This is a genomic window from Dyadobacter psychrotolerans, assembly GCF_004349265.1.
GTDB lineage: Bacteria > Bacteroidota > Bacteroidia > Cytophagales > Spirosomataceae > Dyadobacter > Dyadobacter psychrotolerans.
Genome location: NZ_SMFL01000017.1, coordinates 95492 through 110338 on the forward strand (window position 1 = coordinate 95492; position 14847 = coordinate 110338).

The window sequence follows — 14847 nt, forward strand, 5'->3', positions numbered from 1 at the left end:
ACTAAATATGCTGGCTGCTACACTTATAAATCCAATGATCCCTGTACTGAAACTTACCGACACGGTGAGTACGGCACTGGATTGGATGGACGAGTTCCATACCAGTCAGTTGATTGTAACTGATTCCGGTGTCTACAGAGGAATTGTGTCAGAAGATATTTTATTCGACATCGCCGATACGACCGAGCTGCTCGGCAAAGTGATCATTCAGCACAAAGACATTTTTGCTTCTGAAGATCAGCACCCTTATGAATTGCTAAGATTGGTAAATCAGTTTGGTTTATTAATTATCCCTGTTGTCCATGACGGTAAAGTTCTTTCGGGAAGTATTCTGGTAAGTGACCTGGTAGAACATTTTGTGAATGAATTAGGCGTTCAGGAAAAAGGTGCAGTTATTGTTTTGAAAATTGCCGAGAGGGATTATTCTCTCGCCGAAATAAGCCGGCTGATCGAATCAAATGGTACGCGGGTACTTAGCAGTTACTATTCATCTTCTGAATCGGCGCATCCGCTGCAGGAATCGCGGCTTACTTTAAAACTGAACCGCACGCATATTACACCCATTATTGCCACCCTCGAACGGTTCGGTTACGACATTGAAGAGGCTCATGCCAATGATCCGATCGAAAGCGTGGACCAGGAAAGGTTGGACATGCTCATGCGTTACCTCGCAACCTAGTCTATTCCGGCATAAATACTACTGCGTTTTTGAATCGGCACTTTTGTCTTGTATCTTTCGGAAGAAACAAGATGATTTACTTTTTCTTTCATGAAAATAGCAATTCACGGACGCAACTTCAATGAGTCCGCCCGCCCGTTTATTGAAAGTATGTTCAAAGAACTGGCGCGCCGGGAAATTGACGTGCAGCTTTCCCGGGAATTCCGTATTTTCCTTGACCAACAGGGCGTCGAGCACAAATCCACTTCTGTATACGAAAAGCCTGTCGACCTTTTTGACGCCCGTTTGGTTGTGAGTATGGGTGGTGATGGCACGCTACTCGAAACCATTTCACATGTAGGTGCAAGACAAATTCCTGCAATTGGTATCAATGTCGGACGCCTCGGCTTTCTGGCAACGGTATCTCCCGAAAGAATTTCAGATATGATTACTGCGCTGGATAACGGTCAGTTCCGGATAGATGAAAGAACACTGGTAGCTATAGATAATGTTGACCTCTTCGATGGGCTGAACTTTGGTTTGAATGATTTTACGATCACCAAAACCGATACTTCTTCGATGATTACCGTGCATACCTATCTTAACGACGAATTCCTGAATTCATATTGGGCGGACGGACTGATAATTTCGACACCAACTGGTTCAACAGGATATTCTTTAAGTTGCGGCGGACCGGTTCTTGTTCCGCATTCCCAAAATTTTATTGTAACGCCAATCAGCCCGCACAATCTTAACGTTCGTCCGCTCGTGGTGGAAGACACTGCGGTTCTGCGCCTGGAAGTTAAAAGCCGAAGTAACAACTTTCTCGTATCTCTGGACGCGCGTTCAAGAGTGGTCGATGAAAATACCCAGCTTACAATCCGAAAAGCTCATTTCAGGGCGCGATTGATAAAAATGCTTGATGATAGTTTTCTTAACACTTTGCGCAGCAAATTGTCCTGGGGACTGGATATGCGTAATTAACATATATTGACATGCAGCTCATCTTCCATACTTTTAATCTTCTGCTAAAACACACTTTTACCATCGCACACGATTCCCGCGATGTGCAGCCTACGCTTATTGTAGAGCTGAAAGATGGTAATTTTAGCGGCTTTGGTGAAGCGACTTCCAATCCTTATTACGGAGCGACGATTGATAAAATGACCCAGTCTCTGGAGGAAGTAAGATCAATAGTGGAAGATCGGCAATTTGCAACTCCGGAAGAACTCTGGCAGGAGACTCACCATGTTCTTAAAACAAATCCATTTGCCCAATGCGCCCTGGACGAAGCCGCACAGGATTTGTTTGCAAAAAGAAAAAACCTGAAACTGTATGAGAACTGGGGCTTGTCACCCGACCATAATCCGCTTACCAATTTTACAATTGGCATAGATACGGTTGAGAAAATGGTGGAAAAGATGAAGGAGCTTCCCTGGCCAATTTACAAGATAAAACTGGGAACCAACGAAGATCTTCGTATAGTAAAAGAATTAAGACAAAATACCGATGCAAGGTTTCGAGTAGACGCAAATTGCGCCTGGACAGCTGAGCAAACAATACAATTCGCTCCCGAATTAAAATCGCTTGGCGTTGAATTTATTGAGCAGCCGCTGCCTGCGGAGGATACCGATGGCATGAAAAAAGTTTTTGCCGAAAGTGCCTTACCTGTACTTGCCGATGAGAGCTGCATCGTGGAGGAAGACGTACTTAAATGCCAGGGATTATTTCATGGTGTCAATATAAAGCTGACAAAATGCGGCGGACTTACACCCGCATTGCGAATGATTGCCGAAGCTAAAAATCTGGGCATGAAGACAATGGTCGGCTGTATGACAGAAAGCAGCGTTGGTATTTCAGCAATTGCACATCTGCTACCGCTGCTTGATTATGTGGATATGGATGGCTCACTCCTGATCAGTAATGACCCTGCCACAGGAATTACCTTCGACTTTGGAAAAATCATCTATTCCAAAGAAAATGGAACTGGTGCTGCCTTAAAGTAAAATGCTTTTCCCTTTCCAAATTATCTCATCAGGAATGCAGAAGTTTCTCACAAACCAACTTCCGGATCGGACAGTCGTACTTGAAGATGGAAAGAAATACCTCTGGTTTAGCGGAACAGACTACCTTGGTATGGGCCACAACGAAGAATTTCGTACTTATCTAAATGAAGGTTTTTCCAGGTTTGGAACCCATTTTGGTAGTTCAAGAAATAACAGTCTGCAACTTCCTATCTTCTCTCAAACAGAGGAAAAGCTCGCTGCGTTTTTCCATGCTCCCGACGCCATAACAGTATCTTCCGGCATGTGGGCCGGACAGCTTTTGATGAAGGAAATTGAAAACATTGTTAAAAGAAACTCTTGCTCAGATAAGATTCAATTTCATTATGCACCAGGTGTTCACCCTGCCCTTTGGGGAAATCACTATGTCACACAGAATGATCCTTGGAATAAATGGGCGGTGGCGACCGTTGGTATGGTTACGGACAGTCCACAAAATTTGTCGCACATCATATGTACTGATTCCGTGGGTTCTCCCCGTGTTGAAGAATATGACTTTTCTATATTCAAAAACCTGCCTGCCGGCAGAGAAGTCTGGCTCATTGTGGACGACTCACATGGGATCGGAGTAACGGGTGAATCAGGAAATGGCATTTTTGAGATGGCCACTTCCTTAGAAAATGATAAGGTTATTGTTACTGCTTCGTTAAATAAAGCAATGGGTATTCCTGCTGGTATTATTCTTGCCGAAAAAGAAGTAACTGAACAACTGCGAGCATCTCCCTGGTTTTCCGGTGCATCACCATTTGCACCTGCTTATAGCTTTGCACTCAACCTACTTTTAACCAATGGTATCTATCAGCAGACTTATGAAGAACTGAAAGAAAATATCCGGTATTTTAAAAACCACCTAAACGGGCTCAAACTGATCACAGCCATTGATGATTATCCGGTTTTTTGTAGTGAAAATCCGGCTCTTTTTCAATATCTGTTGGATAAAGGAATTATGGCGTCCTGCTTCCCGTACCCTCTTTCCACTGACTTGCCGACTACAAGACTGGCTATCACAGCAAGACACAAAAAAGAAGACCTCAACCGATTGGCCGAGGTCTGTAAACAATTTGAAATTGCTAATCCTTCTTAGTCGTTCATTTCAGTTCCACCGAGTGTAGCGAGTCTTTTTTCTTCTCTCAACTTTTCTCTCTCCACTTTTGCAGAAACCATGATACTGATTTCATAAAGTAACAGAAGCGGAATTGCTACCAGTATCTGGCTGTAAAGGTCTGGGGAAGGCGTAATAATGGCAGCTACGATCAGAATAACGATCATCGAATGTTTGCGATATTCTCTCATAAAACTTGGTGTAAGCACACCTACTTTTGACAAAACAAAAACCACGATTGGCAACTGGAACGCTACCCCGCAGGCCAAAGTCAATGTCGCAACGAGTGAAATGTAAGACGCAAGACTGAACTCGTTGATAATAGATTCATCCAGTGTATAGTTCGCTAAAAAGTTGATTGCCAGCGGACTAACTATATAGTATCCGAAAAGCACCCCGGAAAAGAAAAGAAATGTTACATAAAATACAGCACCACGTGCTGAACGTCTTTCTGATGGTTTGAGACCTGGGCTGATGAACCTCCATATTTCCCAAAATGCATAAGGAAAGGCAAATATTAAGCCTGCAATTACCGCGGAAGTCATACTCATCGTGAATGAATCCCCCATTCCGATTACCTGCAGCTTAAAATTAAGCGCCTTAACACATAGCTCGTCGTAACCAACAACATCAGCAAGCTTACACAACATCCGGTAAGTCCAGAAATCGGGCTGTGACGGAGCAATGATCACGTAGTGGTAAATTTCCTTAATGTATACAAAAGCGACAATGGCAAACACCAGAATGGATCCTACTGCCCGAATGACATGCCATCTTAATTCTTCTAAATGTCCAATAAAGGACATTTCATTGCCTGTTCCTTCTTCTTCGTTTTCTAAATCCTGGTCTAAGGGCATACTCTAAAATAGAAAGTAGGTTTTAATTATGAATAATCAGCTGTCTTTGAAAAGCAAGACCTTTCGCATTCTATACTTAACAAACCTACGTATTGTTAACGTTATTTAAATCTATACGTGAAAATGTGATCCTAAGATCATTTATATTTTCAAAAGTCAAAATTACTTAAAAAACCCGCCGGATTCTTTCGACGGGTTTTTTTAATATAGTTATAAAAATGAACTTAGTCCATTACAAACGGATAGTCATTTTCTACATATACATCTGTGTATGCTTCACTTGCATCCGGGAAATCAGATTCCTCGGCAAATTGAACAGATTCAGCAACGATACCTTTTACTTTTTGGTCAATTGCTTCAAGCTCTTCTTCGGTAGCAAGTTTATTTTCAAGAATTACAGCACGGATCTGCTCAATCGGATCTCGGTGTTTATATTCCTCAACCTCTTCTTTTGAACGATACTTTTGTGGATCCGACATGGAGTGTCCACGATAACGGTATGTACGGAATTCCAGGAATGTTGGTCCGTCACCTTTACGCGCGCGTTCGGCAGCACGGGAAACCGCTTCGTGAATTGCTTCAACACTCATTCCGTCAACAGGTTCGGAAGGAATGTCATACGCTTCGCCCAAAGTATAAAGTTCAGTGACGTTTGAAGAACGGGCAACGGATGTTCCCATCGCGTAACCGTTGTTTTCAACAACAAAAATGACAGGCAGTTTCCAGTTCATCGCCATGTTAAGCGCTTCATGAAAAGCACCCTGGCGAATCGCTCCGTCTCCGAAGTAACAGATGCAAAGCTTACCGGTTTTGTTATACTTTTCGGCAAAAGCGATACCCGCTCCCAAGGGAATCTGGGCACCTACAATACCATGTCCTCCAACAAAGCCATTCTCTTTATCGAAAATGTGCATAGATCCGCCCTTTCCTTTGGTCGTTCCTGTTTTCTTTCCATAAAGTTCAGCCATGATCGCCTTGGGATCTGTTCCCAGAGCAAGCGGAATACCATGGTCACGGTAAGCAGTGATGTACTTATCTCCTTTTGTAAGCGCACTGGCCGCTCCCGAAGAGCAGGCTTCCTGGCCTATATAAAGGTGACAAAAACCACGAATTTTTTGCTGACCATAAAGCTGTCCGGATTTCTCCTCGAACCGGCGTTGCAAGAGCATATTCTCGAACCAGAACATATATTGTTCCTTCGGATGCTGTAATTTTTTTGGAGCTGATGCTTTCTTTTTTTCAGTAACGGTGGCCATGTATTTGGTTCTCGTTTATAAAGACAGAACTTTGTCTTAAAGTTAGTGGTTTGAACAGAGTCTGTTTTTTGCCGTACTCACGCAAATGATTTGCGAAAATAAGCATAAACATTATAACAAAGAAGTTCATGTGGCTAGAAAAGCTCCATCTTACATACTTTAAAAATTATGAGGAGAGAGCATTTGTGTTTGGAGAGCACGTAAATTGTCTTGTTGGGGAGAATGGAAGTGGTAAAACGAACCTTTTGGACGCGATTTACTTCCTTACGCTTACAAAAAGCGCATTTCAAAACCAGGATGCACTGGGCATAAGACATGCGAATGATTTTTTTGTTTTGGATGGAATATTTAAGGATTCAGGCAGAAATATTCAGATTACATGCAGCCTGCAGCGTGGTCAGCGTAAGATTTTCATGGCCGACAAGAAAAACTATGAACGACTCAGCGACCATATCGGCCTTTTTCCGTTGGTACTTATAGCACCAAATGACACCGATCTGATCCGTGACGGGAGTGAAGAGCGGCGCCGTTTTTTTGATGGTGTACTCGCCCAGGCAACACCGGACTATCTTCAGGATTTCCTGCAATACAATAAAATTCTTACACAGCGCAACGGATTACTGAAACTCTTTGCTGAAAGGAATTATCTGGATGAAGATCTTCTTGAAACTTACAACGAGCCGCTTATTTCCCTGGCGATAAGAATTTACGGGCACCGCCGCCAGTTTATGGATCGTTTTTTACCTTTGTTTCGAAAGTACTATGCTTTTCTGAGCAGCGGAAAGGAAGAAGTCGAGGTGTTATATGAAAGTGAAGTATCATCGTCTGACTTTGCTTCTGAATTCCGGAAAAACCGTTCTCGCGACCTTCATGCACAGCGCACCGGCAAAGGTGTGCACAAAGATGAATACGTGTTTGAAATCGATGGAATAACCCTGAAAAAGTTCGGATCACAAGGGCAGCAAAAATCATTTGTCATTGCCCTGAAACTAGCTCAGTTCGAACTGTTAAAAATCGAAAAGGAGAAAACACCCATACTTCTGCTGGATGATATTTTTGATAAACTGGATGACCGGCGGATTCATAAACTGATCGAACTCATCGACACCGGTTTTCTGGGCCAAGTGTTTATCACAGATGCCAGACCGGAACGCTCCGAAAAAATTCTTGAAAACGTAAAAGCAGATGTGAGGTATTTTGAGATTGGCAGATGAGTATCAGCTTTGATAACATTCAGATCAGCGAATCATTTTACTATCCATTACATGTAAGATAACAATGTCATTTTCTACAATCGTGTAAAAAAGAACCTGATGTTTATTGATTATCAACTGTCTGACAGAAGAGAGTAACGGATGCTGTTTTCCTATAAAAGGAAAATTTTAAAGGTAGCTTAGCCGTTTCTGTAATTCCTCAGTGAATTTTATGGCGCTGGCTTCGCCCCAAGTATCATAAAGAAAATCCACTATCTCCCGATAATTTTCTTTTCCCGGAGGTGTCCACTTTATTTCGTAAGCCACGTCTTCGTTGCTTTCTTTATTTCTTCATTGGATAGCAATTTATCCCGATCAATCCCTCGCAAAGATTCATTCAGAGTTATAACCAAATCCGGAGAAATGTTATCAATCTCAGGCGACTCCTGCTGTTCTATAAATAACTTAATGGAAGACAGCAGATCTTCCATTAAATTATCGTCCATTCCGTTTACCAGACGAATCACCTCCGATTTTAACCCAGTTGCTGACATAAAATGTTGAATTACATTAATTTAGTAATACAAATTTAAAAATTTGAGCTATAAATGGGTAGACAAACTTCTGAAATTTTGTCCGCACTGGTAAAACATAGTCTGCACATTTATAGCAATTATACAAACCTGGCATCCAATTCTTTCGCCTGCGCCACAAATTCCTTAACCTTCTGCTCGTCTTCTTTTTTGCAGATCATAAGCACTCCATCGTACTCCGCCACAATAAATCCTTCCAAACCGTTGATCACAACCAATTTATCCGAAGGCATTTTGATGATGGAGTTCGTCGTATTGTGCAGGATCAGATTACCCTCTTTAACATTCTGATTTTGATCCTTTTCCGAAACTTCATATAAAGATTTCCAGGTTCCCAGATCCGACCATCCGAAGCTGCTCAGGACAACATGGACGTTATCTGCTTTTTCCATAATGCCGTTGTCAATCGAAATGCTGCCGCAATGCTGATAAGCTTTATGGATAAAAGACTCTTCTAATTCGGTATAATAATGCTCGTGTCCCTGTTCGAAAATTTCAGCTATATCCGGCTGGAATTGTGAAAGGGCTTTCTTAAAGGAGTTTATATTCCAAATAAAAATTCCTGCGTTCCAGAGAAAATCTCCGCTATCCAGAAACTGCAGGGCAAGTTCAAGCTGAGGTTTTTCAGTAAAAGACTTCACCTTTTTAACCATCAACTTATCCGGTATGTACTGAATATATCCATAGCCGGTATCGGGCCGAGTTGGCTGAATACCGAGCGTAACCAAAATGTCCTCCGTACGGGCAGCACCCAATGCAATTCGCACGGTATCCCTAAAAACTTCTTCATTCAAAATGATATGATCTGCCGGTGCTACAATCACATTCGCATCCGGATCACGGGAAGCAATTTTATAACATGCGTATGCAATACAGGGTGCCGTGTTTCTCCGGTGCGGTTCCAGAAGTATCTGGTCGTCAGTTAAAAAAGGAATTTGTTCTTTTACCAAATCCTTATATTCCTGACTGGTAACAATGTAGATATTTTCAGGAGGACAGACTCCTTCAAAACGATCAACGGTTTGCTGTAAAAGTGTTTTTCCGGTCCCCAGAACGTCATGAAATTGTTTGGGGAAACTAGCCCGGCTAAATGGCCAGAAACGCGTACCAACCCCTCCTGCCATTATAATTACGTATGTTTCCTTCATTGTGAAAAGTCAAATGTATGTTAGCATGAATGATTCCGCAAAGCTAAGAACTAAAGGTAAATATGAACGATATCTGAACGACTTATGAAGGTCTCTTACCCAAAACATCCTCATCAAATAATTTTCTTTTTTATTTTTCAAAAATTGAAAAAATACGGTTTCACGACCGCTAAGGCGTTTTTTTATGAATTGTATTTTAGAAATGACGTCATCTTAAAAAGTATAATTTTTTTAATATTTTGAGAAAAAATAGCACATTACTATAATTTGTCACCTTTATTATTTTAACTTGCTTCCATAAGTAAAAATCCATCAAATTAAAAACCATGAATAATAACTTTACTGGCAAAAAGATGTGCTGGGTGCTTCTGATGACACTTTTCAGTACCTGTGCATTTGCGCAAACAAAACTGGGAGGCCAGGTAACTGAGACCTCTTCCAACGAACCGCTTGCCGGCGTCAGCATTCAGATAAAAGGAAAAGTGATAGGAACAATTACGGATGCCAAAGGAAATTTCAGTTTTTCTGTTAATTCGCCGCCTCCGTTTACACTCGTTATTTCCTCGGTTGGGTTCCAAACTCAGGAGATTAATGTTTCCGGCGGACAAACTGACTTTCAGATAAAACTTTCCGAGCAGGTAATTCTCGGTCAGGAAATTGTTGTTTCGGCATCGCGGGTTGAAGAAAGTGTGATGAAATCTCCCGTTGCAGTCGAAAAAATGGATATCCGTGGAATTCGCGAGACGCCATCTCCTAATTTCTATGATGCACTTGCCAACCTGAAAGGTATTGACATGGCCACACAGGGTGTCTTATTCAAATCCATCAATATGCGTGGTTTTGGCAGTACAGGAAATCCAAGAACCGTTCAGATGATCGACGGTATGGACAACCAGGCACCAGGGCTGAATTTTCCGCTGGACAATATTATAGGTATGTCAGAACTGGATGTAGAAAGTGTTGAAATACTTCCTGGAGCTGCATCAGCACTTTATGGTCCGAATGCAATTAACGGCTTGATATTAATGAATAGTAAAAGTCCGTTTTTATATCAGGGACTGAGCGCTAATGTCAAATCGGGTGTTATGCACGAATCGCACCGTTCCAAAGCAACGACGCCTTTTATTGACGGTACAATCCGTTATGCAAAAGCATTTAATAATAAACTCGCCTTTAAGGTTAACCTTTCATATATCAAAGCAAAAGACTGGGAAGCAACCAATTACAGCAATCTAAACGTGGGAGGAAACGCAGATCCAACCCGTGGAGCAGGTACCGACGTCGATTATGACGGAGTGAACAGTTATGGCGATGAGGTACAGACCAATATCAATGCAGTTGCACAAACGCTTGCTGCAAACGGACTTTTGCCTTCTGCTGCTGTCGGACTCGTTCCAAGTACTTTTGTGAGCCGCACCGGTTATCTGGAAAAAGATCTGGTGGATTATAATACCAAAAGTTTTAAGGCCAACGCGGCGATTCATTACCGTATCAGTGATAAAATTGAAGCTATCGCACAGATCAATTATGGCTACGGAACTACGGTTTACACGGCAACCGGACGGTATTCCCTGCGTAATTTCAACTTGACACAGGCTAAACTTGAATTACGCGGTGACAATTTTACGGTACGTGCATATACCACACAGGAACGTTCCGGCAAATCTTATCTGGCCGGATTAGCCGCGGTATCCATGCTGAATGAAATTAAACCGCATGCAACCTGGTTTGGACAATATACCGGTGCTTTTGCAACTGCCCGCGCTCAGGGAGCTAACGAAGCGGATGCACATCTCGCTGCGAGAAAAACAGCTGATGCGGGAATGCCCGCTCCCGGAACCGACGCTTACCGCCAGTTACTTGACAAATACCGTAACATGCCAATCGTGAACGGTGGCGGCGGATTTGCTGATAAAACAAATCTTTATCATGTAGAGGGTTTTTATAATTTCAAAAACCAGATCAAATTTATTGAATTATTGGCGGGAGCAAACTTTAGACAGTATCAGCTCCGCTCTGGCGGAACGTTGTTTTCTGACCAAAAAGAAGGTCGGGACGGAACAATTCCAATAAATGAATTCGGTGCTTTTGTACAGGCGGGTAAAAGCCTTTTAAGCAATCATTTAAAACTTTCCGGTTCAATCAGATATGATAAAAATGAAAACTTTGATGGGCAGTTTACACCCCGCTTGTCCGCAGTAACCACTTTTGGAGAACACAATATTCGTTTATCTTACCAAACAGGGTTTCGTATCCCAACTACTCAAAATCAGTATATTGACTTGAAAACACCGTCGGGAACGCTTATAGGCGGTTTGCCGGAATTTGATGCCCGATACAACCTTGCAAACGGGATTTTAAGACAGAATTTATCGACTGAAAATATCTTAAAAACGATACAAGGCGATCCTTCAATCATTCAAAGTGCTACTGCTTATGCAACCGCTGCTGTAACGCAGGCTGTAACTGCGGCAGTAACTACTCAGGTTAATGCAGCTGTTGCCGCCGGACAAATACCAAATGTACCTGCTGCCATTCAGGCTGCTGTAACTGCCGGTGTTCAGGGTGCTTTGCCTGCTGCGCTGCAAGCCCGTGTTCCTGGCTTGGTTACGCAGCTAGCTCCGGCGTTTGCGCTTGCCAAATTACCTAAATACCAAACAACCAAGCTAAGGCCGGAACGAATTGCTTCTTATGAAATAGGGTATAAATCTGTAATTGCTAAAAAACTTTTTATTGATGCCTATTACTATATCAGCAAGTATACCAACCTGATTGGCGGTACCGTAATCGTAGTACCAACAGCCGCCGCACAGCCTGGCCTTCCTATTGAATCGGGTATTGGTGCAGGGAACTTCAACGGCTACTCACGAACTGTAAATACTTCGGAAACTATCACCACGAGGGGTTTTGCATTGGGACTTAATTATGCTCTACCAATGGGATTCAATGTGGGCGGTAATTTGGCAAATAATGAGTTATCCGATTTTACACCTTCGCCGGAAGTTCAGTATTCTCAATTTAACACGCCTAAGTACCGCTACAATCTGAGTTTTGGAAAAAGAATTACTAGTACAAGTATGTTTGGGTTTAACCTGGCCTACAAATATCAGCAGGCTTTCTTATGGGAATCAAGCTTTATCCTGCCTTCGGGAACGGATGTTCCGTTATTCTCAAATACAACAGTGCCGTCCATTAGCAATTTAGATGCGCAGGTTAGTATGAAGGTTTCTTCAATTAAATCTATTATCAAATTAGGTGGTACCAACTTATTTGGCAAATCATACATACAGGCTTACGGCAGTCCGAATGTCGGTTCTACCTATTATGTATCGATTACTTTTGATGAATTGTTAAACTGATTTTAAATACATTCCTTTCAACATATAAAACGGACCGGTAGATTTTCTGCCGGTCCGTTTTTCTTTTACAAAATATTGTAATATTGAATTATTTCTCCCCAAACGCAAGATCCCCTGCGTCACCTAATCCGGGAACAATATAAAATTGTTCGTTCAGTTTTTGGTCAATTGCTCCCAGCCATAACCTGCATTGCGGAATTCTTTGCTGGAGATAATTTACACCTTCCGGGCAGGCGATCACGGCCGCGATATGTGTCTGTGCCGGTATACCAAATCGTAATAATGCATGATATGCTTTTTCAAGGGAACTGCCCGTGGCGAGCATCGGATCAACAAGAATGAGCGTTTTACCGGTAAGATCCGGACTTGTAATGTAATCCATTTCCACTTCAAACTCCTCATCTTCACCAATGTTATGCCCACGATAAGCGCCTATAAATGCATTATCAGCATGATCAAAAATGTTGAGAAAACCCTGATGCAGAGGCAGGCCGGCGCGCATAATCGTTGCCAGAACCACGGGCTGAAGAAGTGATCTGGAAGGTGCCATACCTAACTGAGTCTCCACTTTTTCTGACCGGAATGTCAGCGTTTTTGAAATTTCATAGGCTAATAATTCACCGACACGTTCCAGATTTCTCCGAAATTTCATCCTGTCTTTCTGAATGTTAATGTCACGAAGTTCCGCAAGATAATGATCGGCAATGGAAGGTTTTTGAGAAAGTAAAAACATAAATGTGAAAGTTTTTTAGCCCGGTGAATGCAAGATAATACAAATTCATTGACGTAATTTGAACCACTAATTCGAAAAATTATCCGCAATAGGTAAAATTATGTGGATAAAAGAATTTTATCCACTATGAATCAACGATTTACAGAATTTTTTAGAATCTCCTTTATTATTCTGATATCGGTATCATACGCTCAGGCTCAAAGCTCTTTCATTCCTTTAAACGACGACTATTATCATCTGATCGACAGGCTGGAAATCAAACGAGGGAAATTCACCGAGGGTTTTCATTCTGCCGTAAAACCATTTGAGAGAAAAGCCGTTGTAGCACTGACCGATTCCATATTAAAAGAAGGTGATGTCCCTTTAACCAACAGAGACTGGGAAACAATTGATTACTTGCGTGAAGACAGCTGGGAATGGGCTCCGAAAATGGTTTCGACCGACTCAGCTCATTATAACAATCTTGCCCGGTTAGGATGGTTCAGATCTCCTGCCGTAAATAAAAAAAGAAAGTTCTGGGAACATGCGGCCGATCTTTACAGCATTCACAATAAGGACTTTGACCTGCACTTCAATTTTGTCACAACCAATTTTCTGGGAAAAGATAATAACACCAATTCCTCTCTCTGGTTTACAGGCCGGGGCGTTGAAATCAGAGGAATGATCAGCGAAAAACTGGGTTTTTATACTTTTGTTACTGATAGTCAGGGATTATTTCCAAAGTTTGTCCGGGATTTTGCGCCTGAATTTACTTTTCCTGGAGAAGGTTTGGCAAAAAAAAGTATTAAAAACAACAGCGTCGATTTCCTGACTGCACGTGGATATATTACTTTCCGGCCGATTAAAAACATCAATGTTAAGTTTGGTCATGATCACAATGTTTTTGGAAGCGGCTACCGCTCGCTGATCCTGTCTGATAACAGCAGTCCATATCTCTTTTTAAGACTTGACACACAGCTTGGCCGGTTTAAATATACCAACCTTTGGACCAGTATGTTAAATAACGATGGCAACTCATGGAGTGATGGGCTGAGAGGTAAAAAATTTGCAGCCATTCACCATTTGAGTGTCAATCTTACTGAGAAAATTAATTTTGGTGTATTTGAAGCTGAGGTTTTTAACCGTGATTCTGTTGGCGGCGGTTATGACCTCAATTACCTGAATCCGATCATCTTTTACCGTTATGTCGAATCCTACATCGGCAGCCAGGATAACGCATTGCTGGGTTTTGATTTCCGATGGCTGCTGGGTAAAAAGACTTCTATTTACAGTCAATTCGTACTGGATGAATTTCTTACAAAATATCTTTTCAACGGAAGTAAATCCTGGACGAATAAGTACAGTTTTCAGCTGGGAGGAAAATATGTTGATGCTTTCGGAATACCAGACTTAGACTTACAGGGAGAGTACAATCTGGTTCGCCCTTATACTTATGCGCACAAAGACGGTGGCAGAAACTATGCACATTACGGACAATCACTTGCACACCCGCTTGGTTCTAACTTCCGGGAATTTGTAGGAATTATACGTTACAAACCCACTTCCCGGCTTTCGGTATATGGTACAATCATGTTGGCAAATAAAGGAATGGACCCGAATTCCACTTACAATTATGGGGGAGATCTTCAGAAAAACTACGAAACAAGAAGGCGGGTGGAGGATGGTGACCGTGACATAGACCATAAAATCGGCCAGGGTATTTTAACAAAAAATACATACACCGACTTGCGGTTAAGTTATTCTCTTGCTCATAACCTTTTTGTGGACGGCCGTTGTCTGGTTCGTAATGTAAAATCAGAAAATGTTGATTTTACTCAAAAATCCAACGTATTTTCAATAGCAGTGCGTTACAACATGGCTTATCGTCAGCAAACATTTTGACCTT

General features: G+C 42.0%; 12 protein-coding genes. 7 read left to right on the forward strand and 5 right to left on the reverse strand.

The genetic code is table 11. The features are described from left to right. Positions 1 to 34: 34 nt before the first annotated feature. From E0F88_RS29405 to E0F88_RS29420, 4 genes are all read left to right on the forward strand, one after another. Positions 35 to 679 carry a CBS domain-containing protein gene (locus tag E0F88_RS29405; RefSeq protein ID WP_310589736.1) on the forward strand — a complete coding sequence of 215 codons (645 nt, stop codon included), beginning with the start codon at positions 35 to 37 and terminating at the stop codon, positions 677 to 679. A 90-nt stretch (positions 680 to 769) separates the two neighbouring features. Continuing rightward, positions 770 to 1642 (forward strand): NAD kinase, encoded by an 873-nt coding sequence (locus E0F88_RS29410; protein ID WP_131961920.1) that lies wholly within the window; start codon positions 770 to 772, stop codon positions 1640 to 1642. Positions 1643 to 1653: 11 nt separating this feature from the next. After that, complete coding sequence (locus E0F88_RS29415) at positions 1654 to 2664, forward strand: dipeptide epimerase (RefSeq protein ID WP_131961921.1); 1011 nt, start codon at positions 1654 to 1656, stop codon at positions 2662 to 2664. Positions 2665 to 2698: 34 nt separating this feature from the next. Beyond that, positions 2699 to 3805 carry an aminotransferase class I/II-fold pyridoxal phosphate-dependent enzyme gene (locus E0F88_RS29420; protein WP_131961922.1) on the forward strand — a complete coding sequence of 369 codons (1107 nt, stop codon included), beginning with the start codon at positions 2699 to 2701 and terminating at the stop codon, positions 3803 to 3805. On the opposite strand, the gene tatC is transcribed toward E0F88_RS29420, so the two are convergent. Together tatC and pdhA are read right to left on the reverse strand one after the other, a co-directional pair. Next, on the reverse strand, positions 3802 to 4680 hold the full coding sequence (gene tatC / locus E0F88_RS29425) for a twin-arginine translocase subunit TatC (protein WP_131961923.1): 879 nt from the start codon (positions 4678 to 4680) through the stop codon (positions 3802 to 3804). The genes E0F88_RS29420 and tatC overlap by 4 nt on opposite strands. A 224-nt stretch (positions 4681 to 4904) precedes the next feature. Further along, entirely contained in the window at positions 4905 to 5936 is a 1032-nt protein-coding gene (pdhA, locus tag E0F88_RS29430; RefSeq protein WP_131961924.1) for a pyruvate dehydrogenase (acetyl-transferring) E1 component subunit alpha, read from the reverse strand. A gap of 128 nt (positions 5937 to 6064) precedes the next feature. On the opposite strand from pdhA, the gene recF reads away from it, so the two are divergent. Further along, a complete protein-coding gene (gene recF / locus E0F88_RS29435) occupies positions 6065 to 7150 on the forward strand; it encodes a DNA replication/repair protein RecF (RefSeq protein WP_131961925.1) in 1086 nt (361 codons plus the stop codon). 290 nt (positions 7151 to 7440) lie between these two features. Here the strand turns inward: recF and E0F88_RS29440 are convergent, their stop codons facing one another. Together E0F88_RS29440 and E0F88_RS29445 are read right to left on the reverse strand one after the other, a co-directional pair. After that, positions 7441 to 7683 (reverse strand): hypothetical protein, encoded by a 243-nt coding sequence (locus tag E0F88_RS29440; RefSeq protein WP_131961926.1) that lies wholly within the window; start codon positions 7681 to 7683, stop codon positions 7441 to 7443. Between the two features lie 119 nt (positions 7684 to 7802). Then, a complete protein-coding gene (locus E0F88_RS29445; protein WP_131961927.1) occupies positions 7803 to 8870 on the reverse strand; it encodes a mannose-1-phosphate guanylyltransferase in 1068 nt (355 codons plus the stop codon). Positions 8871 to 9196: 326 nt separating this feature from the next. On the opposite strand from E0F88_RS29445, the gene E0F88_RS29450 reads away from it, so the two are divergent. Further along, entirely contained in the window at positions 9197 to 12229 is a 3033-nt protein-coding gene (locus E0F88_RS29450) for a carboxypeptidase-like regulatory domain-containing protein (protein WP_374756332.1), read from the forward strand. Positions 12230 to 12317: 88 nt separating this feature from the next. Here the strand turns inward: E0F88_RS29450 and upp are convergent, their stop codons facing one another. Next, complete coding sequence (upp, locus tag E0F88_RS29455) at positions 12318 to 12962, reverse strand: uracil phosphoribosyltransferase (RefSeq protein ID WP_131961928.1); 645 nt, start codon at positions 12960 to 12962, stop codon at positions 12318 to 12320. Positions 12963 to 13088: 126 nt separating this feature from the next. Between upp and E0F88_RS29460 the strand changes: the two genes are divergently transcribed. Beyond that, positions 13089 to 14843 (forward strand): hypothetical protein, encoded by a 1755-nt coding sequence (locus E0F88_RS29460; protein ID WP_131961929.1) that lies wholly within the window; start codon positions 13089 to 13091, stop codon positions 14841 to 14843. The last annotated feature ends 4 nt before the right edge of the window (positions 14844 to 14847 follow it).

Excerpts from the sequence above, each read along its gene's own strand:
- E0F88_RS29450 (WP_374756332.1), top strand. The coding sequence starts at position 9,197 with ATGAATAATAACTTTACTGGCAAAAAGATGTGCTGGGTGCTTCTGATG.
- recF (WP_131961925.1), top strand. The coding sequence starts at position 6,065 with ATGTGGCTAGAAAAGCTCCATCTTACATACTTTAAAAATTATGAGGAG.
- E0F88_RS29405 (WP_310589736.1), top strand. The coding sequence starts at position 35 with ATGATCCCTGTACTGAAACTTACCGACACGGTGAGTACGGCACTGGAT.
- E0F88_RS29410 (WP_131961920.1), top strand. The coding sequence starts at position 770 with ATGAAAATAGCAATTCACGGACGCAACTTCAATGAGTCCGCCCGCCCG.
- E0F88_RS29420 (WP_131961922.1), top strand. The coding sequence starts at position 2,699 with ATGCAGAAGTTTCTCACAAACCAACTTCCGGATCGGACAGTCGTACTT.
- E0F88_RS29445 (WP_131961927.1), bottom strand. The coding sequence starts at position 8,870 with ATGAAGGAAACATACGTAATTATAATGGCAGGAGGGGTTGGTACGCGT.
- pdhA (WP_131961924.1), bottom strand. The coding sequence starts at position 5,936 with ATGGCCACCGTTACTGAAAAAAAGAAAGCATCAGCTCCAAAAAAATTA.
- tatC (WP_131961923.1), bottom strand. The coding sequence starts at position 4,680 with ATGCCCTTAGACCAGGATTTAGAAAACGAAGAAGAAGGAACAGGCAAT.
- E0F88_RS29440 (WP_131961926.1), bottom strand. The coding sequence starts at position 7,683 with ATGTCAGCAACTGGGTTAAAATCGGAGGTGATTCGTCTGGTAAACGGA.
- E0F88_RS29460 (WP_131961929.1), top strand. The coding sequence starts at position 13,089 with ATGAATCAACGATTTACAGAATTTTTTAGAATCTCCTTTATTATTCTG.
- upp (WP_131961928.1), bottom strand. The coding sequence starts at position 12,962 with ATGTTTTTACTTTCTCAAAAACCTTCCATTGCCGATCATTATCTTGCG.
- E0F88_RS29415 (WP_131961921.1), top strand. The coding sequence starts at position 1,654 with ATGCAGCTCATCTTCCATACTTTTAATCTTCTGCTAAAACACACTTTT.